The organism is Promicromonospora sp. NPDC060271 (assembly GCF_042726755.1).
Taxonomy (GTDB): domain Bacteria; phylum Actinomycetota; class Actinomycetes; order Actinomycetales; family Cellulomonadaceae; genus Promicromonospora.
Map to the genome: position 1 here is coordinate 1 of NZ_JBHXBG010000032.1, position 24133 is coordinate 24133.

At 74.0% G+C, this 24133-nt stretch carries 18 protein-coding genes and 1 riboswitch; of the genes, 14 read left to right on the forward strand and 4 right to left on the reverse strand.

The annotated features are described in order from the left end of the window. Nucleotides 1-190: 190 nt before the first annotated feature. The 9 genes from ACFWE2_RS07545 (at nt 191) to ACFWE2_RS07585 (ending at nt 11864) form a co-directional block, all read left to right on the forward strand. Nucleotides 191-1480: an ABC transporter substrate-binding protein gene (locus ACFWE2_RS07545; RefSeq protein ID WP_377223596.1), complete on the forward strand. Its 1290-nt coding sequence runs from the start codon at nt 191-193 to the stop codon at nt 1478-1480. Next, nucleotides 1480-2526: a LacI family DNA-binding transcriptional regulator gene (locus ACFWE2_RS07550; protein ID WP_377223597.1), complete on the forward strand. Its 1047-nt coding sequence runs from the start codon at nt 1480-1482 to the stop codon at nt 2524-2526. The genes ACFWE2_RS07545 and ACFWE2_RS07550 overlap by 1 nt, the downstream gene beginning before the upstream one ends. Continuing rightward, nucleotides 2523-5702, forward strand: coding sequence for a GH92 family glycosyl hydrolase (locus ACFWE2_RS07555; RefSeq protein WP_377223598.1), 3180 nt, complete (start codon nt 2523-2525; stop codon nt 5700-5702). Before ACFWE2_RS07550 ends, ACFWE2_RS07555 begins: the two co-directional genes overlap by 4 nt. 241 nt (nt 5703-5943) lie before the next feature. After that, a riboswitch (SAM riboswitch) is annotated at nt 5944-6055 on the forward strand. A 299-nt stretch (nt 6056-6354) separates the two neighbouring features. After that, a complete protein-coding gene (locus tag ACFWE2_RS07560; RefSeq protein ID WP_377223599.1) occupies nt 6355-7518 on the forward strand; it encodes an LLM class flavin-dependent oxidoreductase in 1164 nt (387 codons plus the stop codon). A gap of 66 nt (nt 7519-7584) precedes the next feature. After that, complete coding sequence (locus tag ACFWE2_RS07565; RefSeq protein ID WP_377223600.1) at nt 7585-7950, forward strand: rhodanese-like domain-containing protein; 366 nt, start codon at nt 7585-7587, stop codon at nt 7948-7950. Then, a complete protein-coding gene (locus ACFWE2_RS07570) occupies nt 7947-9311 on the forward strand; it encodes an O-acetylhomoserine aminocarboxypropyltransferase/cysteine synthase family protein (protein ID WP_377223601.1) in 1365 nt (454 codons plus the stop codon). Before ACFWE2_RS07565 ends, ACFWE2_RS07570 begins: the two co-directional genes overlap by 4 nt. Then, complete coding sequence (locus tag ACFWE2_RS07575) at nt 9308-10660, forward strand: LLM class flavin-dependent oxidoreductase (protein ID WP_377223602.1); 1353 nt, start codon at nt 9308-9310, stop codon at nt 10658-10660. Before ACFWE2_RS07570 ends, ACFWE2_RS07575 begins: the two co-directional genes overlap by 4 nt. Nucleotides 10661-10737: 77 nt before the next feature. After that, the gene (locus ACFWE2_RS07580; protein ID WP_377223603.1) at nt 10738-11256 is read left to right on the forward strand and encodes a GNAT family N-acetyltransferase; all 519 of its coding nucleotides are present in this window, start codon (nt 10738-10740) and stop codon (nt 11254-11256) included. Nucleotides 11257-11351: 95 nt separating this feature from the next. Continuing rightward, a complete protein-coding gene (locus ACFWE2_RS07585) occupies nt 11352-11864 on the forward strand; it encodes an RDD family protein (protein ID WP_377223604.1) in 513 nt (170 codons plus the stop codon). A gap of 213 nt (nt 11865-12077) precedes the next feature. Here the strand turns inward: ACFWE2_RS07585 and ACFWE2_RS07590 are convergent, their stop codons facing one another. The 4 genes from ACFWE2_RS07590 to ACFWE2_RS07605 form a co-directional block, all read right to left on the reverse strand. Continuing rightward, complete coding sequence (locus ACFWE2_RS07590; RefSeq protein WP_377223605.1) at nt 12078-13523, reverse strand: NtaA/DmoA family FMN-dependent monooxygenase; 1446 nt, start codon at nt 13521-13523, stop codon at nt 12078-12080. Between the two features lie 11 nt (nt 13524-13534). After that, complete coding sequence (locus tag ACFWE2_RS07595) at nt 13535-14701, reverse strand: LLM class flavin-dependent oxidoreductase (protein WP_377223606.1); 1167 nt, start codon at nt 14699-14701, stop codon at nt 13535-13537. Nucleotides 14702-14759: 58 nt separating this feature from the next. Continuing rightward, nucleotides 14760-15332, reverse strand: a complete 573-nt coding sequence (locus tag ACFWE2_RS07600) for a flavin reductase family protein (RefSeq protein ID WP_377223607.1) — start codon at nt 15330-15332, stop codon at nt 14760-14762. Between the two features lie 112 nt (nt 15333-15444). Continuing rightward, the gene (locus ACFWE2_RS07605) at nt 15445-16710 is read right to left on the reverse strand and encodes a PLP-dependent aminotransferase family protein (protein ID WP_377223608.1); all 1266 of its coding nucleotides are present in this window, start codon (nt 16708-16710) and stop codon (nt 15445-15447) included. Nucleotides 16711-16875: 165 nt separating this feature from the next. Between ACFWE2_RS07605 and ACFWE2_RS07610 the strand changes: the two genes are divergently transcribed. The 5 genes from ACFWE2_RS07610 (at nt 16876) to ACFWE2_RS07630 (ending at nt 24107) form a co-directional block, all read left to right on the forward strand. Further along, nucleotides 16876-18348, forward strand: coding sequence for an FAD-binding oxidoreductase (locus ACFWE2_RS07610; RefSeq protein ID WP_377223609.1), 1473 nt, complete (start codon nt 16876-16878; stop codon nt 18346-18348). A 407-nt stretch (nt 18349-18755) separates the two neighbouring features. Beyond that, a complete protein-coding gene (locus ACFWE2_RS07615; RefSeq protein ID WP_377223610.1) occupies nt 18756-20435 on the forward strand; it encodes an ABC transporter substrate-binding protein in 1680 nt (559 codons plus the stop codon). A gap of 30 nt (nt 20436-20465) precedes the next feature. Beyond that, a complete protein-coding gene (locus tag ACFWE2_RS07620; RefSeq protein ID WP_377223611.1) occupies nt 20466-21467 on the forward strand; it encodes an ABC transporter permease in 1002 nt (333 codons plus the stop codon). Then, nucleotides 21464-22321, forward strand: a complete 858-nt coding sequence (locus ACFWE2_RS07625) for an ABC transporter permease (RefSeq protein WP_377223612.1) — start codon at nt 21464-21466, stop codon at nt 22319-22321. The genes ACFWE2_RS07620 and ACFWE2_RS07625 overlap by 4 nt, the downstream gene beginning before the upstream one ends. A gap of 43 nt (nt 22322-22364) precedes the next feature. Beyond that, nucleotides 22365-24107 carry a dipeptide ABC transporter ATP-binding protein gene (locus tag ACFWE2_RS07630; protein WP_377223613.1) on the forward strand — a complete coding sequence of 581 codons (1743 nt, stop codon included), beginning with the start codon at nt 22365-22367 and terminating at the stop codon, nt 24105-24107. The last annotated feature ends 26 nt before the right edge of the window (nt 24108-24133 follow it).

Here is a 24133-nt window from a genome sequence, read left to right on the forward strand (position 1 = left end):
GGGTGCGAACCCGCCGGACCCGCCGACAGCCGGCACCCGACGGGGTGGTCGTTGTCTTGACAGCACGTGGGGCGCGCGGGACGCTAGCGGCGCTAAAGCGCTTTAGTCGGCGCCGCGGCACCATCATGGGCACGGCAAGCGACACGGCAAGTCCCCAGGGCGCGACGAAGCATTGCTGGAAGGAACTGTCATGAGGATCAGGAGCATCGGGGCCGCTGGAGCGGCCCTGACCGTGCTCGCCGCCCTCGGCGGCTGCACCCTGAGCGGCGGGGGCGACGCCGAGGCCGGGCCTGCCGCCGACACCCCGGGGGGCGCCGTCACCGGCGAGGTCACGCTGCAGACCTGGGCGCTCAAGCCGAACTTCACCGAGTACGTCGAGGGCGTCATCGCCGACTTCGAGGAGACGTACCCCGGCACCAGCGTGACCTGGCTCGACCAGCCGGGCGACGGCTACTCGGAGACGCTGCGCGCGCAGGCCGCCGCCGGCGAGCTGCCCGACGTCACGAACCTGCCGCCCGACTTCGCGTACTCGCTGTCGCGCGAGGGCCTCCTCACGGACCTCACGACGGTCGACGAGGGGCTCGAGGACACGTACGTGCCCGGCGCGCTGGAGGCCTACCGGTACGCGGGCACGGAGGGCACGTTCGGGTACCCGTGGTACCTGACCACCGACCTGAACTACTGGAACTCCGAGATGTTCGAGGCCGCCGGTCTCGACCCGGCGGCGCCGCCCACCACCCTGGACGAGCTCATCGTCCAGGCGCGCACGATGAAGGACGTCACCGGCGGCTACCTCATGAGCCGCAAGCCGGGGCTCGGCGACTTCGCGGCAGAGGGTCTACCTATCCTGTCCGAGGACGGCACGAGGTTCGTGTTCAACACCCCGGAGGCCGCCGAGCTGCTCGACGCCTACCGCGACGCGTACGCCGACGGCCTCATGCCCGACGACGTGCTCACCGACGCCTACCTCGGCAACAGCCAGCTCTTCACCGACGGCAAGGTGGCCTGGTCGACGGGCGGCGGCAACTTCATCGCCACCGTGCTCGAGAACAACCCGTCGCTCGAGGGCAAGGTCGTCCCGTCGCCCTACATGGGTGCGACCCCCCTGTACGTGCAGGGGCTGTCGATCTCGGACCAGTCGGCCAACCTGCCGACGGCGGTGGCGCTGGCGCGGTTCGTCACGAACGCCGCCAACCAGGAGGCGTTCGCCGAGGAGGTCCCCGGCGTCTTCCCGTCGACCGCCGAGTCGCTGGACAAGCCGGAGCTCGCCGAGAGCGACGGCACCCCGCAGGGTGCGGCCAAGCAGATCGCGTACAACAGTCTGGGCACGGCGCGGCTGCTGCAGCCGGTCGAGGTCAGCGAGGCGATGACCACCATCATCAACCAGCAGCTCGCGGCGGCGATAGCGGGGGACAAGACCTCGCAGGAAGCGCTGGACGCAGCGGTCGAGGAGTGCGACAAGCTCCTCGCCGACCAGTGATGACGTCCGCAGCGCACCCGAACCGCAGACCGACCATCGCCGATATCGCCGCGCACGCGGGCGTCTCACCGACAGCGGTGTCGTTCGCGCTCAACGGCCGTCCGGGGATCAGCGACCGGACCAGGACCCGCATCCTGGCCGCCGTCGCCGAGCTCGGGTGGCGGCCGAACGTGGCCGCCCGCGCCCTGGGCGGCCGGCGGGCCGACACGGTAGGCCTGGTCGTCACGCGACCCGCGCGGACCCTGGGCGTCGAGCCGTTCTTCGCCCAGCTCGTCTCGGGTCTGCAGGCGCGGCTCTCGGCGGACCTCGTGGCCCTGCAGCTCCTGGTGGTGGAGGACATGTCCGCGGAGCTCGACGTCTACCGGCGCTGGGCGGCCGAGCGGCGTACCGACGGCGTCGTCGTGCTCGACCTCGAACGCGACGACCCGCGCCCCGAGGAGCTGGTGCGGATGGGCCTGCCGGCGGTACTGCTCAGCGGCGACGGCACACCCGGCCCCGTGCCCGCCGTCTTCGCCGACGACCATGCCGCCATGACCCTGCTCGCCGAGCACCTGGCGGCGCTGGGGCATGTGCGCATCGGCCACGTGGGCGGCGTTCCCGCGTACGTACACTCCGCGCGGCGGGCGGCCGCGCTGCACGACGCCGGGGCGCGCCTCGGCCTCGACCTCACGACAGTGCCGGCGGACTTCTCCCAGGACGAGACCGCGGCAGCAACCAGGGCCCTGCTGGCCCGCGACGAAAGGCCTACCGCAATCGTCTACGACTCCGACGTCGCCGCGCTCGCGGGCGTCACAGTGCTGGCCGAGGCAGGGCTCGACCTGCCGGGCGACATCTCCGTCGCATCCTTCGACGACTCAGAGCTGGTGCGTCTCGCGCACCCGCCGCTCACCGCGATGACCAGGGACACCTTCGAGCTCGGCGAGCTCCTGGCGGCCACGACGCTGTCGCTGGTCCGGGGCGAGCCGGTGCCCGACGTCGTGGACGCCCCCGCCCCCGTGCTGACCGTGCGCGGCAGCACGGGCCGGGTCCCGGGGGTGGCCGCATGACCGGGCCGGCACACGTCCCCGCGGGGCGGCCCGGCGTCGGCCTCACGAGCGAGCACGCACGGCGGATCGCGCACGCCGGCGCGGGCCGCACGGTGGTGCTCGACGGGCTGGACGTACCGGTCGAGGCCGGCACGGAGCTGCGCTGCACGCTCCTGCCGGTGCTCGACCAGGAGCTCACCTACCGCTCGACCTACGTGGCGGTCGACCTGCTGCTCGACGACGGGACATGGCTCCTGCAGACCGAGGCCGGACGCGAGCTCCGGGACCAGCACCGCATGCCCGCGACCGCCGTCGGGCAGGGGAAGGCGCGGATCCTGGTGCCCGACCACTGGAACCTGGTCCGGGTGGACCTCGACCAGGTGGCCGAGCGCCTGCCCGGCCGGCGCGTGCGCGCCGCCGCCGTCGTGACGGCGCCGCCGGACGGCGGGGACACCGAGGTGTGGCTGGACGCCGTCACGGTCGGACCCCGCCCGGAACGCGTCGTGACCGGCCGCGCCGACCTCGTCGACACCCGGCGCGGCACCCACTCCTCGGGCGCGTACTCGCGCGGGAACAACGTGCCCGCGGCCGCCGTGCCGAACGGCTTCACGATGTGGGTGCCGCTCACCGACGCGTCGACCGAACGCTGGCTCTACTCGTGGGCCACGCACAACGGGCCGGACAACCGGCCGCGCCTGCAGGGGGTCGGCATCTCGCACGAACCCAGCCCGTGGATGGGGGACCGCGACCAGCTCGCGTTCCACCTGGTCGCCGCGCAGCCGGACGAGGCGGCCCCGCCCGACGCGGGCCTCGAGGCCCGCGCGCTCTCCTTCTCGCACGACGCCGAGACGGCCCGCCCGCACCGCTACGGCGTCGACCTGGACGACGGCTCCCGCATCGACGTCGCGGCCTCGGACCACGGCGGCGTGCTGCGGTTCACGTTCCCGCCCGGCGCCACCACCGGCCACCTGATCGTCGACGCCGTGAGCGACGCCGGAGCGGACGGCCCGCCCGTCGCCGTCACCGTGCACGACGACGGTACGCTCACCGGCTGGAGCGACCACGGCAGCGCGCTCTCGGTGGGCCGCAGCCGCATGTACGTGGTGGGTCAGGTCTCCCGGCCCGTCCTGCGCACCGGCCGGGCGCGCGGCCGGGAGCACGCCACGTACGCGACGGTGGCGCTCGACCCGGCCGCCGGCCCCGACGGCGCGGCGGGCCGCACGGTCGAGGTGCGCGTGGCGACGTCGTACATCAGCGAGGACCTCGCCTGGCGCGCCCTGGAGCGCGAGGTGGCCGGCTCGTTCGACGAGGTGGCCGAGCGCACCCGTGCGCAGTGGGAGGAGCGCCTCGGCGTGCTCGACGTCGAGGGCGCCACGCCGGAGCAGCAGGTCACGCTCTACTCGAACCTCTACCGGCTCAACCTGTACCCGTCGTCGTACACGGAGCTCGGCACCGACGGTGAGCCCGTGCACGCCTCACCCGTGCTCGACGGCGCTCCCGTCCTGCCCGGCGAGATGTTCGTCAACCACGGGTTCTGGGACACCTACCGCACCTGCTGGCCCGCCTACGCGCTGCTCTACCCGGACGTCGCGGCCCGGCTCGCCGACGGGTTCGTGCAGCAGTACCGCGAGGGCGGCTGGGTCGCGCGGTGGTCGTCGCCGGGCTACGCCGACCTCATGACCGGCACGTCGTCCGACGTCGCCTTCGCCGACCTGTACCTGCGCGGCGTGCCCCTGCCCGACCCGCTCGCCACCTACGACGCCGGCCTGCGCAACGCGACCGCCCTGCCCACCCGGTCCGGCGTCGGCCGCAAGGGCCAGGACTTCGCGCTCGCCCACGGCTGGGTGCCGCGCGACGTCGACGAGTCGGTGTCCTGGGGCCTGGAGGGCTACATCAACGACGCGGGCCTCGCGCGGATGGCCGCGGCGCTCGCGGACGCGCCGGGTACCCCCGACGCCCGCCGGCGCGCCCTGCGCGACGAAGCCGCCTACCTGCGGCAGAGCTCGCTCGGGTACGTGCACCTCTTCGACGCCCGCACGGGGTTCTTCCGGGGACGCGACCGGGACGGGTCGTTCGGCTCCGGCCCGTTCGACCCGGACGAGTGGGGCGGCGACTACACCGAGTCCGACGCGTGGAACTTCCTGTTCCACCCGGTGCACGACGGCGCGGGCCTGGCCGCCCTGCACGGCGGCCGCGCGGGGCTGGAGCGGCTGCTGGACCGGTTCTTCGCCACGCCGGAGCGGGCGGACAAGCCAGGCACCTACGGGTCCGTGATCCACGAGATGGTCGAGGCGCGCGACGTCCGGATGGGCCAGTTCGGCCAGTCCAACCAGGTGTCCCATCACATCGCCTACGCGTGGCTGTTCGCCGGCCGGCCGGACCGCACGCAGGGGACCGTGCGCGAGGTCCTGGCCCGGCTGTGGACCGGCAACGAGATCGGGCAGGGCTACCACGGCGACGAGGACAACGGCGAGATGTCGGCCTGGTACGTCCTGTCCGCCCTGGGGCTGTACCCGCTGGAGATCGGGTCCTCGCGCTGGGCGGTCGGCTCGCCGCTCTTCGAGCGCGCGGTGGTGCACCGGCCCGACGGCGACCTCGTGGTCGAGGCACCGGGCGCGGCCGACCGCTGGTACGTGGCGGGGCTGGAGCTGTCGGACGTCGATGGCGCGGCCCGGGCGGTGGAGGCGCCGTCGGTGGAGCACGGCGACCTGACCGGGGGAGCGACCCTCCGGTTCGCCATGTCCGGGACGCCGACGAGCTGGGGCATGCCGGCGTCGGCGGGCCCGGCGGGTGCGGGCAGCGGCCCGGACGGCGAGCCGGTCCGGCCGTGGCAGCGGGCCGACGGCGGCTGGCACGGCGTCGACGGGCCCCTGCCACGGCTGACGGACGGCGACCTGACGACGGCCGCCGAGGTAGCGGGTGTGCTCGAGTGGCGTCCGTTCGGCAACGTCCCGGAGGGTGCCGTGCTCCGTGCGTACACGCTGACGTCGTCTGCGGGGCCGGATCGGCAGCCGCCGTCGGCGTGGCGCCTGGTCGCGGACGACGGCCGCGTGCTGGATGAGCGGTCCGGCGAGCAGTGGCCCTGGCCGGGTCATCTGCGCCCGTTCGTGCTGGCCGAGCCGGTACCGCTGACCGGCCTGAGGCTGGAGACCGGCGAGGGCGGCGTGCTCGCCCAGGTGGAGCTGCTCGCCGACTGAACCGAGGCGCTGAGGGGTGGGCCGGGAGAACAGGTACCCCGCGGAGTGTGTTGCTGAGAGTAGACGACGTCCACTCTCAGCAACACACCTGCCCCGCGTGGTCTTTCCCGGCGGTCCCGCGCGGTTCCGGTATGTGAGATCTGACCATGGATCGTTGACTTCTATCGGTTCCATTCGTATGTTCTCTGACATCCAGAAGAACCGCACTAATCCGATCGGAAAGATGTAGTAATCCTGGACAGGTCATGAGCTCCGACGCGAAGCCCCGGCTGGTCGGACGGCAACCCCCCGCGCGGGTGGGTGCCCCGGGTGAGGACCAGGCCACCGCCGTCCGGCGGATGACAACACGCGTCGCTCGCCGCTGGGCGAGCAGGTGAGGAGAACGACGATGACCCGGAGCGCTGCCCCCGCCGTCCACGTGTCCCTGCCGTCCTGGAACATCTCCCCGCGGGCCGGTGCTGCCCCGCGCACGGGCATGTGTTGTCGCCGCTCCGTCCGCTGACCGCGGCAGACCTCGACCCTCCTCCTCCCATACCTTCCGGCAGCCACGCTCCCGGGGTGACCCAGCAATGCCGAAGTGCGCAGACCGTGCGCCGCCGGCTGGGACGCCCGGGTGCCGCCGCGCAGCCGTAGCCCCGAACGGAGCCCCGCCGTGCCGTACCCACCGCAGCCCACCTCCATCACCTCCGCCTCCTCCTCGCTCCGTCCCGTCGTGCTCGGCGTGGACCTCACCTCGGCCGGTGCCCGTCCCGGCGCGCACCGCGCCCGCGGCCCGATCCCGCCCCGCGCGTTCGACGGCGAACGCTTCCTCCAGCTCGTCCGCACCGCCGACCGTGCGCTGCTCGACCTCGTCACCCTCGACGAGGGCTTCCTGCTGCACCCCGGCCGTGGCCAGGTGACCGCTCGGCTCGACACCGTGGTCGCGGCGGCTCGCGCGGCCCGGGTCACGACGGGGATCGGCCTGGTCGCCGCCGTCGACACCGTCCACACCGAGGCGGCGCACACCGCCGTCGCCCTCAGCAGCGTCGACCGCGCGAGCAGCGGCCGGGCGGGCTGGCAGGCCGTCCGGCAGACGGCGGTCCCCGAGCCCGACGAGGCCTGGGCGTCCCGGGTCGAGCTGGGCATCCAGTCCGTGCACCGGGTGTGGACGGGTCGGCCCGGCACCGGCTCGGGCGCGGTCGAGCTCGACGCCGAGGGCCGCTTCCGCGTCGACCACGACGGCATCCGGTTCGCGATCCGCAGCCGCCCGAACCGTGGCGGGGCGGCACTGTCCCGGGTGCGTCCGCCGGTCGTCCTGCGCGTGCGCTCCGAGGCGAGCGCCAGGCTGGCGGGGCGCACCGCCGACGTCGTGCGGATCGCCGTGCGAGACGCCGCACAGGCGGTCCGGCTGCGGCGGCTCGTGCGCGACTCGGCGCTGTCCGCCGGACGCGACCCGGAGGAGTTGCGGGTGCTCGCCGAGGTGTACGTGGTGCTCGCCGCCGAACGGGCCAGCGCCCAGGCCCGGCTGGAGCTCGTCGAGGCGCTCGAAGGTCCGGAGCCCGGGCGCGGCGCGCACGTCGTCGCGGACACGCCGGACGAGCTGGCGGTCCTCGTCGCCGACTGGGCCGCCGTCGGCGCCGCCGACGGGTTCCTGCTGCGCCCGTCGTCACTCAGCGCGGACCTCGACGCGATCACCGACCACCTCGTGCCGGCCCTGCAGCGGGCCGGGCTGTTCCGTACCGAGCGCACGGAGACCACGCTGCGTGGATCGCTCGGGCTGCGCGACGGCGCCGCCGCTTCCCGCGCGCTGCCGACGGGCCGGCTGCTGAGCGCCTGACGGCTACCCCTGGGCGGCGGCCCCCCGACGGGCCGCCGTCAACCATCGATCCTTGAGGAGAACATCATGAGCACCCCTGAGCTGCGCAACCCTGAGAACGCCGGCGCCAAGGTTGCGGGCGGCGCGCTGCTGATCGACGTCCGCTCCGCGGCGGGCCGGGCGGCGACCGGCGAGATCCCCGGCGCCACGCTCGTCGACCGGAGCAACCTCGACGCGCTGTTCGGGCCGTCGGACAACCCCGCGATCACCCTCGACACACCGGTCGTCGTCGTGTGCGGCTCGGTCGACGGCTCCGGCCCGGTCGCCGAGGCGCTCGCGGCGCGCGGCTACACCGACGTCTCGCACGTCGAGGGCGGGTTCCCTGCCTGGAAGGACGCCGGCCTGCCCGCGACCGAGCCCGAGCCGAGCGCCGCACCGAGCGCTGCGCCATGACCGGGTTCGCCACCCGGCAGGTGCACGCAGGCGGCGCGGAGCGCGACGCCGGAGGGGCCGGCGCCGCACAGAGCGCGTCACAGAGCGCCGCACGGAGCACCGCACCGGAGCGCCGTCCGACCCCACGCGCCACGCCGGTCTACCTGACCGCCGGGTTCGAGTTCGAGGAGTGGGAGCAGGCAGGCGGCCACTTCGGCGGAGGCCAGGGTTACGCCTACACCCGCACCGGCAACCCGACCACCACCGCGGTCGAGCGCCGGATCGCGGCGCTCGAGGGCGGTGCGGACGCCCTGTTCGTGGCGAGCGGCCAGGCGGCCGTCACCGTCGCGCTGCTCGGCCTGGTCGCGGCCGGGCAGCGTGTGCTGGCCGCCGCCAGCCTGTACGAGGGGACGCGCGGGCTGCTCCTGGAGAACCTGCCGCGCCTCGGCATCGAGGCCGACTTCGTCGACGACGCCGCCGACCCGGCCGCGTGGGAGCGCGCGATCCGCCCCGAGACCCGGGTGCTGTTCCTCGAGTCGATCCCCAACGCCCGCAACGACCTGCCCGACCTCGCTGCCGTGGCCGACGTCGCGCACGCCAACGGGCTGGCGCTCGTCGTGGACAACACGCTCGCCACGCCCTACCTGCTGCGTCCGATCGAGCACGGGGCCGACGTCGTGGTGCACTCCGCGAGCAAGTTCCTGGCCGGGCACGGTTCGGTGCTGGGCGGCGTCGTCGTCGACTCCGGGACGTTCGACGCCGCCGCGTCGGGCGCGCTCTACCCGCACCTCGTGGCGCCGTCGCGCACCGGAGGGGCGAGCGTGGCCGCACGCCACGGCGGCCTGGCCCGCCTGGCGTACGCGCGCGAGACGGTGGCGCCGCGGTTCGGCCCCACACCGTCCCCGCTGAACGCCTTCCTCGTGGGGCAGGGGATCGAGACCCTGTCGTTGCGGGTGGCGCGGCAGAGCGCGACGGCGCTGGAGGTCGCGCGGTGGCTGGCGTTCCGGCCTGAGGTCGCGTCCGTGGACTACTGCGGGCTGGACTCGAGCCCGTCGTACGCCCTGGCCAAGCGCTACCTGCCCGACGGACAGGGCTCCGTCTTCACCTTCACGCTGCACGGCGGCGCCCCGGCGGCCCGCGCGTTCGTCGAGGCGGTGGAGGTGGTCACGCACATGACCCACATCGGCGACGTCCGCTCGCTCGTGCTGCATCCCGCGAGCACGAGCCACGTGCTGCGCACCCCCGCCGAGCAGGCCACCTCCGGGGTTCACCCCGGCACCCTGCGCCTGTCGATCGGCATCGAGGACCTGCCCGACCTGCTCGCCGACCTGGAGCGGGGGCTCGGCTCGGCGAGCAGGGCCGTACCCGAGGAGACACCATGACCCGCCAGCAGCACCTGGGCTGGTTCCTGGCCCGCGGCTTCGGGCCGCACGGCTGGGGCCACGACTACCTCGACTGGAACTACGACTGGACCCGGCCCGACCTCTACACCGAGTCGGCCCGCGCGCTGGAGCAGGCGGGGGTCGAGCTCCTGATCATCGAGGACGCGCCCTCGCTCGGGAGCCCGGAGACCATCGACCTGCGCGTGCGGCAGGCGTTCGGCGGGCCCAAGCACGACCCGCTGCTGCTGGCCCCGTACCTGTTCGCGGCCACGAGGCATCTCGGCGTCGTGCCGACGGTCAACCCGGCCGCCGTGCTGCCCTACACCGGGGCACGTCAGTTCGCGACGCTCCAGCACCTGTCGGGCGGCCGGCTGGGGCTCAACCTCGTGACCGACACGGGCAGCGCGCGCCACTTCTCCGCGGCGCCGCCGCTGGGGCACGACGCCGCGTACGACCGCGCGGAGGAGTGGCTCGACGGCGTCCGGTCGCTGTGGCGGTCCTGGGACGACGGAGCGCTGATCGCCGACCCGGGCACCGCCGGGCCTGGCGGCGGCCGGTCCGGCGGCCGGTACGCCGACGGGAGCCTGCTGCGCCCGGTGCGGCACCGGGGCGAGCACTACGCGTTCGACGGCCCGCTCAACGCGCTCCCGTTCGACGACGGGACGGGCGGCGAGCCCGTGATCGTCTCGCCCGGCGGCTCGGCCCGCGGGCTGACCTTCGCCGGGGCCAACAGCGACGTCCAGCTCGCGCTGGCGCCGCTGACCGAGCGCAGCGTACGGGACTACCGCGCCAAGGTGCACGCCGCGGCGCGCACGGCAGGCCGGGCGCTGGAGCACGTCAAGGTGCTCTTCGCGATCAAGCCGGTGCTGGTCTCCAGCCCGCAGGAGGCCGACCGGCTGGTCGCGGCGTCGGCGAACCCGGACGACGCGACGCTGCTGCGGGTCGCCGAGCAGCAGTCCAGTGACCTGGAGACCGACCTGACGGCGCTCGACCTCGACAAGCCGCTGCCCACGGGGCTGTTCGGCGACCACGTCTCGCACGGCTCGATCCGGCGGCTGGTGGGCGACCACGATCTGGCCACGACGCCGCTGCGCGTGCTGCTGGGCGGGCTGGCCCGGCTGGGCCGGATCGCCGACCGGTCGGGCTGGGTGGGCACCGCCGGGGAGCTCGCCGACCTGATCGAGGAGCTGGGGGAGTGGGGCAACGACGGCGTGCTGCTGTGGGGCGACCTCCACCCGGTCACCGTGCACCGCACGCTCGACGAGCTGGTCCCGATCCTGCGCCGCCGCGGCGTCCTGCGCACGGAGTGGGCCGACGGCGGTCTGCGGGCCAACCTGCGCGCGTTCTGAGCGCGCCGTACCGATCCGACCTTCTGACCCTGACTCGAACCGGCGTCCTGAGCCGGACGCCTGGAGGGAGCGCCGCCGTGCCGGTGATCGTCTCGAACCCGACCTGGGTCGCCACGACGTGGGACGACCCGCGCGCCGCCGCCCTGCGCGAGGCGATGACCAGCGAACTCGCCCCGCGCTACGCCGACCTGTGGGAGCGGCGCGACCGGCTGCTCGCGACCGCTGAGCCGGACGCGCTGAGCAGGGTGCCGACGGCGGAGGAGGTGCTGGTGACCTGGATCGCCCTGGACGGACCCCAGGCGGTCGCCACCGGATCGCTGCGTCGGCTGGGCGGCACGGCCCGCCACCCCGAGGTGGTCCACGAGGTCAAGCGGATGTTCGTGCGGCCGTCGCACCGCCGCAGGGGCCTGGCCGCGGGCGTGCTGGCCGCCGTCGAACGCTCGGCGCTGGACCGGGGGATCGAGGTGCTCCACCTGCAGACCGGCATCCGCCAGCCCGAGGCGGTGGCGCTGTACGAGCGCGAGGGCTGGACCCGCACCGCCGCCTACTCGCCCTACCCGGCGGAGACGAGCATCTGCTTCGAGAAGCGCCTCTGACCCGAGCTGTCGGACCCGCCCGCCGGTCGAGCCCGTCGATACCTGGTCTCGACAGGCTCGACCAGCGGTGGGCGGCGCGCGGTAGCGTCAGCGGCGTGAACCCCGAAGCATGGCGGCGCATCGTGGCGTGGCTGGTCGACTGGCTCTGCTTTCTCGTGTGGCTCGCGCTGGTCGCGGCGGTCGGGATCCCCCTGTATCTCGCCGGCGTGACGGGCCAGTGGTCCGTCGTGACGGCGAACGTCGTCTCAGCGCTCGTGACGGCCGTGCCGCTGACGATCTTCCTCGCCGTGCTCGAGTCCGGTGCGCGGCAGGCGTCGGTCGGCAAACGGGTGATGGGGCTCGAGGTCGTGGCCGCCAGGGACGGCGGCCGGCTCTCGTTCGCCTCGGCCCTGCTCCGGAACGCGCTCAAGGTCGCCGTGCCGTGGACGATCGGCCACGCGGCGGCGATCGCCCTCGCCGGGGCCACGACCATGAGCCCGGGCCTCGTGACCCTGACCGCGGCGGCCTACGTTCTGCCGCTCGTCTACGTCGTCACCCTGTTCGTCCGCGAGGGCCGCACCCCGTACGACCGGGCTGCGGGAGCCCGCGTCGTCCGCGCACGACCCTGATCGGACCTGGTGCGGCCACCACGTGAGATCTCCCGGCGGCTCCGCGCTGGCCCTCCGGGGGGATAGTTGTACGGCGGAATCTGTTGCGCTCGGTAGACATTGTCTACCGACCGCAACACACCCTGCCGACGTACGTTCTCCCCGCGTCCCCGCGTCCCCGCGTCCCCGCGTCCCCGCCGTACCGCGCCTGGTCCGCGCCGCCGGAGCGAGACCTCACGCCGCGCCGACGGCGGTCGTGGCGCGGCGCGTGAGCGGGGCGCGCAGCCCCAGGTGCTCGCGCAGCGTGGTCCCGCTGTACGACGTCGGGTAGGCGCCGCGTTCCTGCAGCTCCGGGACCACCTTGTCCACGATGTCGTCCAGACCCGACGGCACGATCCACGGGCTGATGTTGAACCCGTCGACGGCGCCCGTGCGCACCCACCGGATCAGGTCCTCGGCGACGGCGGCGGGCGTGCCCTCGAAGCCGCGCTCGCCGCTGTCGCGAACCACCAGCTCGCGGATCGACAGGTTCTCGGCCTCGGCCAGCGCCCGCCATCGCGCGGCGATCTCGCGGGTCCGGGCGCCGGTGGTCGCCGAGCCGCGCTCTCCGCCGAGCTCCTCGACGACCGGGTCGTGCGCCGGGAGCGGGCCGTCCGGGTCGTAGCCCGACAGGTCCTCGCCCCAGATGTTGCCGACCGTCGAGAGCGCGGTGGCCGGGGAGACCTGGTTCCAGCGCACCCAGCGCGCCTTCTCCTCGGCCTCGGCGGGCGTGTCGCCGACGATGATGCCGGTCCCGGGGAAGATCTTGATGTCGTCCTCGGGTCGCCCGGCCGCCACGGTCCGGCGTCGCACGTCGGCCGCGAACTCCAGGGCGTCGGCCAGCACGCTGCCGTGGCGGGAGAAGATGACGTCCGCGTTGGCGGCGGCGAAATCCCGGCCCTGCGGCGAGTCGCCGGCCTGGAAGATGACCGGATGGCCCTGCGGGCTGCGCGGCGTGGTCGGGTCGAGCTCGACGTCGAACAGGGCGCTGTGCTCGGAGACGTGGGCCACGACGGCGCGGGAGGCGCTGCCGGGAGGGCCGCCCTCCGCTCCGTCCGGGAACGCGTCCCAGATCTGGCGCGCGATGTCGAGCTGCCCCTGCGCCCGTTCGTACCGCAGCGCGTGGTCGAGGTACCCGCCGCGGCGGAAGTTCGCCCCGGTCCACGCGTTGTCGGTGGTCACGACGTTCCACGCTGCGCGCCCGCCCGAGAGCACGTCGAGGCTCTGCAGGCGGCGGGCGAGGTCCGCCGGATCGTTGTACGTGGTGTTCTGGGTGGCCACGAGGCCGATGTGCGTCGTGATCGCGGCCAGGGCCGCGAGCTGGGTGATCGCGTCGGGGCGGCCGACGACGTCGAGGTCGTGCAGCGCGCCCCGCGTCTCGCGCAGCCGCAGGCCCTCGCCCAGGAAGAAGGCGTCGAAGAGGCCGCGCTCGGCGGTGCGGATCACGCGCTCGAAGGTGGCGAAGTCGGTCTGCGAGCCGGACTCCGGGTCGGACCAGATGGTCGTGTGGTTGACCCCCTGGAAGAAGACGCCGAGGTGCACCTGGGCGGCGGGGCGGGTGACCGGATGGCCGGAGTGGTCGGGGTGGCCGGGGTGGCCGGGGTGGCCGAGGTGGCCGGGGCGGGTGTCGGGCACAGCCATGGCAGGTCTCCTCAGGCGACGCGGACGTCGTAGCGGTTGGCGGGGCGCGGGAGCCCGAGGGCGTCGCGGAGGGTGGCGCCCGGCCGGGGCGCCGCGGTCAGCCGCGCCGCACGCAGGGCGGGCAGGACGTCGCGCGCGAGCACCGGCAGGTCGACGTCGAGCACGGCGGGCAGCAACCGCACGCCGTCCACGGGGCGCCGTCCGTCCGGACCGGGGGTCGCGAGGTCGATGAGTAGCGCCACCAGGCTTGCCGCACTGCCGACGTGCCGCAGCGCGCCCGTGCCCCACGGCGTCCGGCTCGCGGGCGGCGTTCCGGCGTCCAGCTCGGCGAGGCGGTCGGCGCCGGTACGCCCGCCGGCGTCGAGCACCACCTCGATGTCGACACCGACGCGCGGGGAACGCTCGCGCGCGGAGGCGGCACCGGCCCGGACCGCGGCGACGTCGGACCCGCCGACGAGCGCGACGTCGACGAGCTGCTCGGCAGTGCTCCGAAGGTCGGCGGCGCCGCGCCCGGAGGCGATGTCGCCGTCGGCCGCGAGCACCACGAGCTGCCCCTGCGGCGGGCGGGGCGTGATGAGCGGCCCCTTGACCGAGAAGCTCTTACCCTCGAAGTCCACGTAGTGCACGCGGTCGCGGTCGAGGTACCGGCCGGTGGTCACGTCGCGCACCACCGCGTCGTCCTCCCACGAGTCCCACAGGTACCTGACCACCTGGACGACGTCGCGCGCCTCCCGCTCCAGGTCCGCGACGGCGGGGCGGCCGTAGGCGTCCGCCGTCTCGGCGTCCCGGGTCACCGAGGGGACCCAGCCGGCGCGGCCCGCCGTCGCGATGTCGAGCGAGGCGAGCTGTGCCGCGACGTGGAACGGCTCGGGATAGGTGGTCGGCACCTGCGGCACCAGGCCGATCGCCGTCGTCGTGCGGGAGACGAAGGCTGCGCGGGTGACGGCGTCCAGGCGGGCCGACGCGGGCGAGCCGGGCACCGCGGGCAGCAGCGCGTCGGCGAAGGAGACGAACGTGAGGCCCGCGTTCTCGGCCTGCCGGACCGAGCGGGCGAGCCGGTCGCCCGAGACGAGGTCGGCGCCGGCGAGGCCCGCCAGGACGGCGGCCGCCGGGTGGGTGCCGGTGCCGTCGGCGTCGAGGCCCACGAAGAAGGGTGTGAGGGGCTGTGCTGAGGGCATGGAGTCCTCCGGGGTCGCAGGGGTGCCGCAGGGGTTGGGCCGCAGGGGTGGACAGTGCTCAGACGGCTGTGTCGTCACCGATCCGGTGGTACGCGCGGTTCTTGTAGACCAGCGGGGCGGCGACGGGCTCGCCGCCGGTCCGCGTGAGGCTGGACTCCAGGGCCCGCAGCGACACCAGGTAGCTGTCGCCGACCGGCGTGCGCTGCACCACGCGGGCCCGGAACCACGACACGGCGCCGTCGATCACGGGCTCACCGGTGGGGAGCGCCGTCCAGCCGCCGTCGGCGAACCGGTCGATGCCGCTCGTGGCGAACCGGCCCGAGATGTCGTCCTGGCCGGCGGCGAGGAAGCTCACCGTGAGGGTGCGTGCCGCAGAGACCGCCGGCCAGGACGACGAGGCCGAGGCGAGGGAGAAGGCGAGCAGCGGGGGAGCCGCGGACACCGAGATGACGGACGTGGCGGTGAACCCGACCGGCCGGCCCTCGTGCCGGAGCGCGACGACGGCGACCCCGGCGGGGTGGTTGCGGAACACGGTCTTGAACTCGTCGGGGCTGAGCTGGGGCTCGTCCTGCTGGGCCAAGAGCTCCTCCAGGGCGGACAGGTCGGTGTCCTGCTCGGGCTGTGCGGTCATGGCAGTGCTCCTCGCAACGTGTCGAACGGCGCGGTCTCGCGTCGGGCGGGTGGCCGTGGGGAGGTATAGGTCGCCGGAGGACCGATGACCAGGACCAGACCCGGACTTCTCACTATCCGGACGTGCCGGGCGACGTGGTCCGGTCGAAGGCGGCCGCCAGCCGTTCGACGGCGGTGCGCAGCTCGGCGTCGGTGCGGTCGCCGTAGGCGAGCCGCAGCCGGCGTGCCGAGTCGGTGCCAGGTCCCGACGCGAAGAACTCGCCCTGCTGGTAGTCCACGCCAGCGGCGGCGGCACGGGCGTGCAGCCCGGCGGCATCCACCGCGGGGTCGGTCAGCAGCGGCCAGAGGAAGAACCCGCCCTCGGGCGCCGTGATCGTCAGCCGTCCGGGAAGCCGGGTCTCCAGCTCCCGCACGAGCAGCTCCGCGCGGTGCCGGTACAGGTCTCGGGCGCGGGCGAGCGTGGCGTCGAACCAGCCGGGGCGGCTGACGAGCAGGTGCTGGACGAGGGTCTGGACGAACGTCGAGGAGTGCGAGTCCTGGCGGTTGCGCAGGCGCAGCACCGCGTCGACCAGGTGCTCGGGGAGCACGAGCCAGCCCAGCCGCAGGCCAGGGCCGAGCGTCTTGGTGAACGTGCCCACGTACACCACGTGCTCCGAGTCGAAGAAGACGCGCCGCCCCTGGTCCTCGCCCGCGAACCGCAGCTCGCGGTACGGGTCGTCGGCGATCACCACGAAGCCGTACCGCGCGGCCAGCTCGACCAGGGCCGCGCGCTTGTCCGCCGACAGGGTGCCCTGCGAGGGGTTGTGGAAGTCCGGCACCGTGTACACGGCGGCGATGCGGTCGCCGTCGGCGAGGCGCCGGGCCAGGTGCTCGACGTCGAGCCCGTCCGCCTCGACCGGCACGGGCAGCACGTCGGCGCCGATCAGCTCCAGCGTGCGGAGGAACAGCGGATACACCGGGTTGTCGACGGCGACGACGGCGCCGGGCTCGACGAGCGCCTGGACGGTCAGCGACAGGCCGTGCATGCCGCCGTTGGTGATCAGGATCCGGCGGGCGTCGACACCCTCGCGCTCCGCGATCCAGCCGCGGAGCCCCTCGAACCCGTGCGAGCCCGAGTACTGCAGGGAGGCCGCGGCCCCGCCGGCGTCCCAGACCTCGCCGAGCGCCGCACGCAGCTCGTCGAGGGGGAGCGCAGACGGGTCGGGGATGCCGCCGAGCAGGCGGATCGCGTCGGGGCGCGGCGAGAGCAGGCTCTGGTCGCCGAAACCCTTCGGGACGGTCAGACGCCGGGCGAGGGCGGACGGGGTCAGGGAGATCGGGGTCGGAGGGGCCGCGGACGCCGCCGGCGAGGCCGGGAGCGTGGGGTCGGTGAGCGTCATACCGCGCAGGTATAGGACACCCGGGCCGGGATGCCGCCCGGTTTCTGGAACTTCTCAGTCACTGGACACCCCGCGGGGGCGCGCGAGCCGCCGGAACCGTGCCCAGGATCCGAGACGACGCACCGGACCGTTGACTCGTGGGGGAACGCCTCGTAGAACCGCAGCATGTCGACAACCACCCCGCCCGCCAAGGAATCGGCCCCGGCCACCGGCCAGGCAGCGCCGTCCGGCCTGGTCACCGCGCTGTGCGAGCACCTGGCCGCGGCAGACGTGCGCACCGCCCCCGACGCCGTCGAGCCGTACCGCTCCGACGCGACGGGCCTGCGCGCCGCCCGGCCGCCGGCCGCCGTGGTGGTCCCGCGCACCGTCGAGCAGGTCCAGGCGGTCGCGCGCGTCGCGAGCGCGTTCGACGTGCCGCTGGTGACACGTGGTGCGGGGACCGGCCTCTCCGGCGGGGCGACGGCACCCGCCGACGGGATCGTGCTGTCCACCGAAGGGCTGACCGGCCTCCGGATCGACCCGGACGACCAGGTGGCGGTCGTCGGCCCCGGCGTCATCACGAACCACATCGACCTCGCCGCGCGCGAGCACGGCCTGATGTACGCCCCCGACCCCGCCTCGTCCGCGACGTCGACCATCGGCGGCAACATCGCGACGAACGCCGGCGGGCTGCGTTGCGTCAAGTACGGCGTGACACGCGAGGCGGTCCTCGCGCTGGACGTGGTGCTCGCCGACGGGACGCTGCTGCGGACCGGGCACCGCAGCGTCAAGGGCGTCACCGGCTACGACCTGGTCGGCCTGCTGGTGGGCAGCGAGGGCACGCTGGGGATCGTCGTCGGCGCGACACTGCGCCTCCTGCCCGCCCCTGCCGTCGTGCGCACGCTCGTGGTGTCGGTGCGGGGTCTGCCCGACGCCGGCCGCGCGGTCGGCGTGGTGACCGGTTCAGGTGTGCGGCCCTCCACCGTCGAGCTCCTGAACCGCGCGACGCTGCAGAACATCGACGCGCACAGCGGTACGGACCTGGCCGGACGGCACGGCGGCGGCCTGGTCCTCGTGCGGACGGACGGCCCGGGCGCCGACGCCGAGATCGTGGCGCTCGCCGCCGCGCTGGAGGCGGCGGGCCTGCCTGCCGAGGTGCTCGACGACGCCGAGGGCGAGCGCTACTACGAGCTGCGCCGCACGGGACGCGGCCGCCGCGACGACCTGTGGTCGGTGGGCGAGGACGTGGCCGTGCCGCGTTCGGCGCTGGTGCCCGTGCTGGAGGCCATCGAGGAGATCGGCCGCCGGTTCGACGTCGAGGTGAGCGCCGTCGCGCACGCCGGCGACGGCAACCTGCACCCCGGCCTGAGCGTGCCGCGCCTGCCGGGCGAGACGGCGCCACCGCCGAGGCTCCACGAGGCGGCCGACGCCCTGGTCCGTGCAGCGCTCGCGCACGGCGGCACGATCAGCGGGGAGCACGGCGTCGGCTCGGCGAAGCGGCAGTGGCTCGAGGCCGAGCTCGGCCCTGAGCAGCTTGCCCTGCAGCGCGCTATCAAGGCGCTCCTCGACCCGGCCGGGATCCTCGCGCCGGACGGCTTCCTGGCCCCGGACGGGTCCCTGGCCGACGACGGCGCCGCGACCGAGCGCGGCAGGCGCTGAGCGCGGCGCGCACTGACTACGCGCGTACCGAGCACAGGCGAGCGCGGGCCCGGCACGGCCGGTGCGCGTCCGATGTCTCGCCGGGGCACACAGTGCTGATTCGGTGGGTGCCGGGTGGGCTGAACCGTGTTCGGCTGCGGCACGGGTTTGCGGGCTGTGCCGAACTGTTCAGCCAGGCTGAACTTCGGAGGGCCAGGGCGAACGAAATTCGGCACGCCTGGCACCCGCGCTTCGGGTGTACATCGCGACCCGGCACAGATCTGCAGGTCCCGACTTGGCCTGGCCAGGCGAGCCGTCTCAGATCAGCGTCTCAAGATGCGAGAAGTCCGGCGGAAGGCATGGACGTGCGGCATCCGCTCGCTACCGTCCGCGCCAGTTGCCAGACCACGCACCCGAAGGAGACACCGATGACCACAACGCGCACCGGCCGCCGGACCGGACGTACGCGGCGAGCGGTCCGGGCCGCCGTCGGCGTCATCGCCACCGTCACGGCCACCGTCATCCTCGCGGCGGGCTGCGCGGCAGGCGGCCCGGCGCCGGCCGGCGGGGGCACCGGCGAGCCGCACGACGGGGGCGACATCGTCTTCCTCATCGACTCGCTCGGCGACACCTGGATCCCCAACAACAGCTCGATCTCGAGCTTCCAGGGGCATGTCTGGGGCCACGTCGCCGACAAGCTCGTCTACGTCGACCAGGAGGGCACGGTCAGCCCCTGGATCGCCGAGAGCTGGGAGCAGAACGACGACGCCACCGAGTTCACGGTCCGGCTCAAGGACGGCGTGACGTTCTCGGACGGCAGCCCGCTCGACGCCGCCGCCGTCGTCCAGAACCTCGACACCTGGGCGTTCGGCAGGCCGGACGAGGGCATCAGCCCCGTCGGCCTGTTCCCCAAGACGTACGACCATGCAGAGGCCGTCGACGCGACCACGGTCAAGGTGCACTTCGACGCGCCGACCCTCGGGTTCGTGCCGACGCTCGGGTACCACGGCTCGATCCTCATCTCGCCGAAGACGCTCGACCGCCCCGCCGAGGAGCAGGCCGACCTGTCCAACGACATCGGCTCCGGCCCGTTCGTCGTCGAGTCCTGGAAGGAGGGCGACAGCGTGGTCCTGACCAAGCGTGAGGACTACGACTGGGGGCCCGAGGCCGTCGGCCACACCGGGCCGGCCTACCTCGACTCGATCACGTACAAGCTCGTCGCCGAGTCCTCGACCCGCGCCGGAGCCGTCCAGGCCGGCCAGGCCGACGTCGCCTACAACGTCCCGCCGCAGGAGCTCGCCTCGTTCAAGGACCAGGGCTTCGTCGTCGACGTGCCGCGCTACCTCGGCTTCGTCAACGGCTACCGGCTCAACACCCGTGTCGCACCGTTCGACGACGTCCTGGTGCGGCAGGCGTTCCAGCACGGCATCGACCGCGACGAGATCCTGTCCACCGTCTACACCGAGGACTGGTCGGCGGCCGAGTCGCTGATCCAGAGCAACGTGCCCGAGGCGACCGACCACTCCGCCGAGTTCGCCTACGACCCCGAGCTCGCCGCGTCCCTGCTCGACGAAGCCGGCTGGGCGGAAGGCCCCGACGGCGTCCGCACCAAGGACGGCGACCGGCTCGAGCTCACGCTCTACCCCAACCCGTACCTGGCCACGTCCAAGGCCGTCGACGAGCTGGTCGCCCAGCAGCTCGGTGAGCTCGGCTTCGACGTCGACCTCCAGGCGTACGACGTCGTCACCTACGGCGAGCGGGTCTCCGACAACACCTCGCTGTCCAACTACGAGGTCACGCGCAGCTTCATCGACGTCGGCACGGTGGCGAGCATCCTCACCGACGCCGACAACGGCGAGGACTGGTTCGGCCTGGGCGAGAGCGACCCGAGGACCAACGAGCTGCGCGACGCGGTGGCACAGGCGACGGACCTCGACGAGCGCGCGAAGGCGGTGGACGAGCTGCAGGCCTACCTGCTCCAGGAGGCGTACTTCGCGCCGGTCACCCAGATCGTGCAGCGCATCTACGTGCAGAACCCGAGCCTGCAGGACGTCACGTACAACGGCGTCGCCTACGCGAGCTACTACACGGCCTGGCTCGAGGACTGAGACGGATCGGGAACAGGAGGTGACGCAGCCATGAGCACCAGCTATCTCCGGTTCGCCGGCCGGCGCCTCGCCCAGGCGGCAGCCGTGGTGCTGCTCGCGTACGTGTTCACCTTCGTAGTGATCAGCGTGCTGCCCGGCGACCCGGTGACCAACACGCTCCGCAACCCCGAGAACGGGTTCACCGAGGACGAGATCCAACGGATCGTCGCCTACTACGGCCTCGACCAGCCGGTCGTGGTCCAGCTCTGGCAGTCGCTGTCCCACTTCCTCGTCGGAGACCTCGGCGTCTCGCTGCGCTCCAACCTGCCCGTGAGCCGCCTGGTGGCCGAGGTGCTGCCCTCCACGCTGGCGCTCGCGGCGTCCGCGCTGGTGGTGGCCCTCGTCCTGGCGTTCGCGATCGCGCTCGGCACCCAGGTTCTGCCGCGCCGGTACGGGCAGGGCGTGCTGCGCGCACTCCCTTCGCTGTTCCTCTCCGTGCCGGCGTTCGTGGTCGCCCTGCTGCTGATCCAGGTCTTCGCGTTTCAGCTCGGCCTGTTCCGGGTGATCGAGCCCGACGGCGCATGGGCGACGTTCTTCGCCGCCGTCGCGCTGGGCATCCCGGTCTCCGCCCAGGTCGCGGAGGTGCTGATCACGGGCCTCGACCACGAGTCGCGGCAGGAGTACGCGACGGTCGCCCGGTCCCGCGGGCTCGGGCGGGTGCGGCTGTTCGCCAGGCACCTGCTCAAGCCGTCGTCCCTTCCCGTCGTGACGGTGATCGCGCTGGCAGTGGGGGAGCTGCTGGGCGGCGCGCTCCTCATCGAGACGGTCTTCGGTCGCACCGGCGTCGGCAGCCTGGTGCAGCGGTCGGTGTCCACGCAGGACCTGCCGGTGCTGCAGGCTGTCGTGTCGCTCGCCGCCGTCGTGTTCGTCGTAGTCAACCTGGTCGCCGACCTGGTCTACCCGCTGCTCGACCCGCGGGTACGGCCGGACCCGGCAGGGGTGGCCGGAACCCCGGTGACTCCCATCCCGCAGAGGGAGCTGAGCGCGTCATGACCGCCACCACCGTCGTCGGCTCGTTGCGGACCGCCGCGGCCCGGACCCGGCCCGCCGTCCTGCGCGCCGCCGTCCCGCCCACCGTGCTGGCCGCGTTCGCGGTGCTGCTGGTCGTGCTGCTCTGGTCGCTGGCGCCAGGCGTCTTCACGAGCCAGGACCCTGCGGTCGGCGTCCCGGCCGACAAGCTGCTCGGGCCGAGCGCCGAGCACTGGTTCGGCACCGACCACCTCGGTCGCGACCTGTACTCCCGGGTGGTGCACGGCACCGCCTCGTCGGTCACCAGCGCGCTCGTCGCGGTGACGATCGGCGTCGTCGTGGGCGGCGCCATCGGCCTGGTCGCGGGTTCGGCCGGCGGCTGGACCGACGTCGTGCTCGCCCGCATCGTCGACGTGCTGCTGGCGATCCCGAGCTTCCTGCTCGCCGTCGTCGTCGTCAGCTCGCTCGGCTTCCAGACCGTCAACGCGGCGATCGCGACGGGCATCTCGGCGGTCGCGGTCTTCGCCCGCGTGATGCGCGCCGAGGTGATCAGGACGCGCCGCGCGGTCTTCGTCGAGGCGGCGGTGCTGCAGGGCGGCTCCCGCACGCACGTCCTGCTGCGCCACGTGCTGCCCAACGCCTCGCGCTCGCTGCTGGCCCTGGCCGTCCTCCAGTTCGGCCTGTCGATCCTCGTGATCGCCGGCCTCGCCTTCCTCGGCTACGGAGACCCGCCGCCGGCGTCGGACTGGGGCCTGCTCGTCTCCTCGGGCAAGGACTACCCGACGGCGCCCTGGCTCGTCCACGCCCCTGCCCTGGTCGTCGTCGCGACGGTGGTGTCGGTGAACCGCATCAGCCGCTGGCTGCGGCGGACCGGTTGACCCCCGAACGCCCGCCCGTGACCAGACTCCGAGGGAGCGCACCATGACACCGACCGCCGCAACCACAGTCTCCGAAGCGACCGCCGCCGCCGAGGTAGAGGGCACGTCCGAGCGGCCCGCACTCCTGCGCGTCGAGGGGCTCACGGTCTCGTACGGCCGCACCGAGGTCGTCTCGGACGTGGGCTTCTCGCTCGGCCGGGGCGAGAGCCTCGCCCTCATCGGCGAGTCGGGTTCGGGCAAGTCGACCATCGCCCGGTCGCTGCTGCGCCTGCTGCCCGACGACGGCGCGGCCCGCGGCCGGGCCGAGCTCGACGGACGCGACCTCCTCGCCCTGCCCGAGCGGCAGTTCCGCCCGCTGCGCGGGCGGGCGCTCGGGTTCGTGCCGCAGGACCCGGGCAGCTCGCTCAACGCCGTGCGCACCATCGGCGCCCAGGCGCACGAGGCCGCCTTGCTTACCGGCGAACGCGACGCGCGCGCCCGCCGCGAGCTGATCCACCACACGTTCGCACAGGTCGGGCTCGACGACCCGCGACGCGTGTACGACTCCTACCCGCACCAGCTCTCCGGCGGGATGCTGCAGCGCGTCCTCATCGGCCTCGCGGTCCTGCCCCGGCCCGCGCTGCTGATCGCGGACGAGCCGACGTCGGCCCTCGACGTGACCATCCAGAAGCGGATCCTGGACCTGCTGTCGGAGCTGCGGACCGACCTCGGTATCGGCCTGCTGCTCATCACGCACGACCTGGCGATCGCCGCGGAGCGGGCCGACTCGCTCGTCGTGCTCAGGGACGGCGTCGTACAGGAGGCAGGCCCGACGGGGCGCGTGTTCGCCGCACCCCGGTCACGATACGCGCGCGAGCTCCAGGCCGACGTGCCAGCGCTCAACCCCGACCGTTACCGCACGCTGCGCGACGAACGCGCGGCTGGAGCCCCGGTCGTGGCCGCCGACGTGGCTCCCGACGTCGCCGCCGACGCGGTGCCGGCCGCCGGGCCGAAGGTGGAGCTGCGCGGCGCCACCAAGTCGTTCACCGTGGAGGGACGCCGGCTGACCGCGCTCGACGGCGTGTCCTTCGCCGTCCCGCGCGGCACCACGCACGCGCTGGTGGGGGAGTCCGGCTCCGGCAAGACGACGGCGGTGCGCCTCCTGCTCGGACTCGAGCAGGCCGACGACGGCGAGATCCTCGTCTCCGGCGAGCCGGTGCACGGACGCTCGGCCAAGGACCTCCGCTCGGTACGGCGGCACCTGCAGCTCGTCTACCAGAACCCGTTCACGTCACTCGACCCGACCTGGCGCGTCGGACGGCTGGTGCGCGAACCGCTCGACCGGTTCCGGATCGGCCGCCGGGGGGAGCGCCCCGCCCTGGTGCGGGAGGCGCTCGCGGCGGTCGGCCTGGCCGAGGACCTCCTGTCCCGGCGCCCCGCGGCGCTGTCGGGCGGCCAGCGGCAGCGCGTGGCGATCGCCCGGGCGCTGGTGCAGCGGCCGGACGTGCTCGTGCTCGACGAGCCGACGTCAGCCCTCGACGTGAGCGTGCAGGCCGACATCGTGGACGTGCTGGTGCGCCTGCAGGCCGAGCTCGGCCTCACCTATGTCTTCGTCTCGCACGACCTGGCGCTCGTCCGCCAGCTCGCGGACACGGTGTCGGTGCTGCACCGCGGCCAGGTGGTGGAGGCCGGCCCGGTCGACCGGCTCTTCGCCGATCCGGAGCACGACTACACCCGCCGCCTCCTGCTGTCGATCCCGGCCCGCCCCGGCCGGGCCCGTGGCGGTCGGGCCCGTGGCGGTCGGTAGAACGTCAGGTGATCGGTATTCCGAGG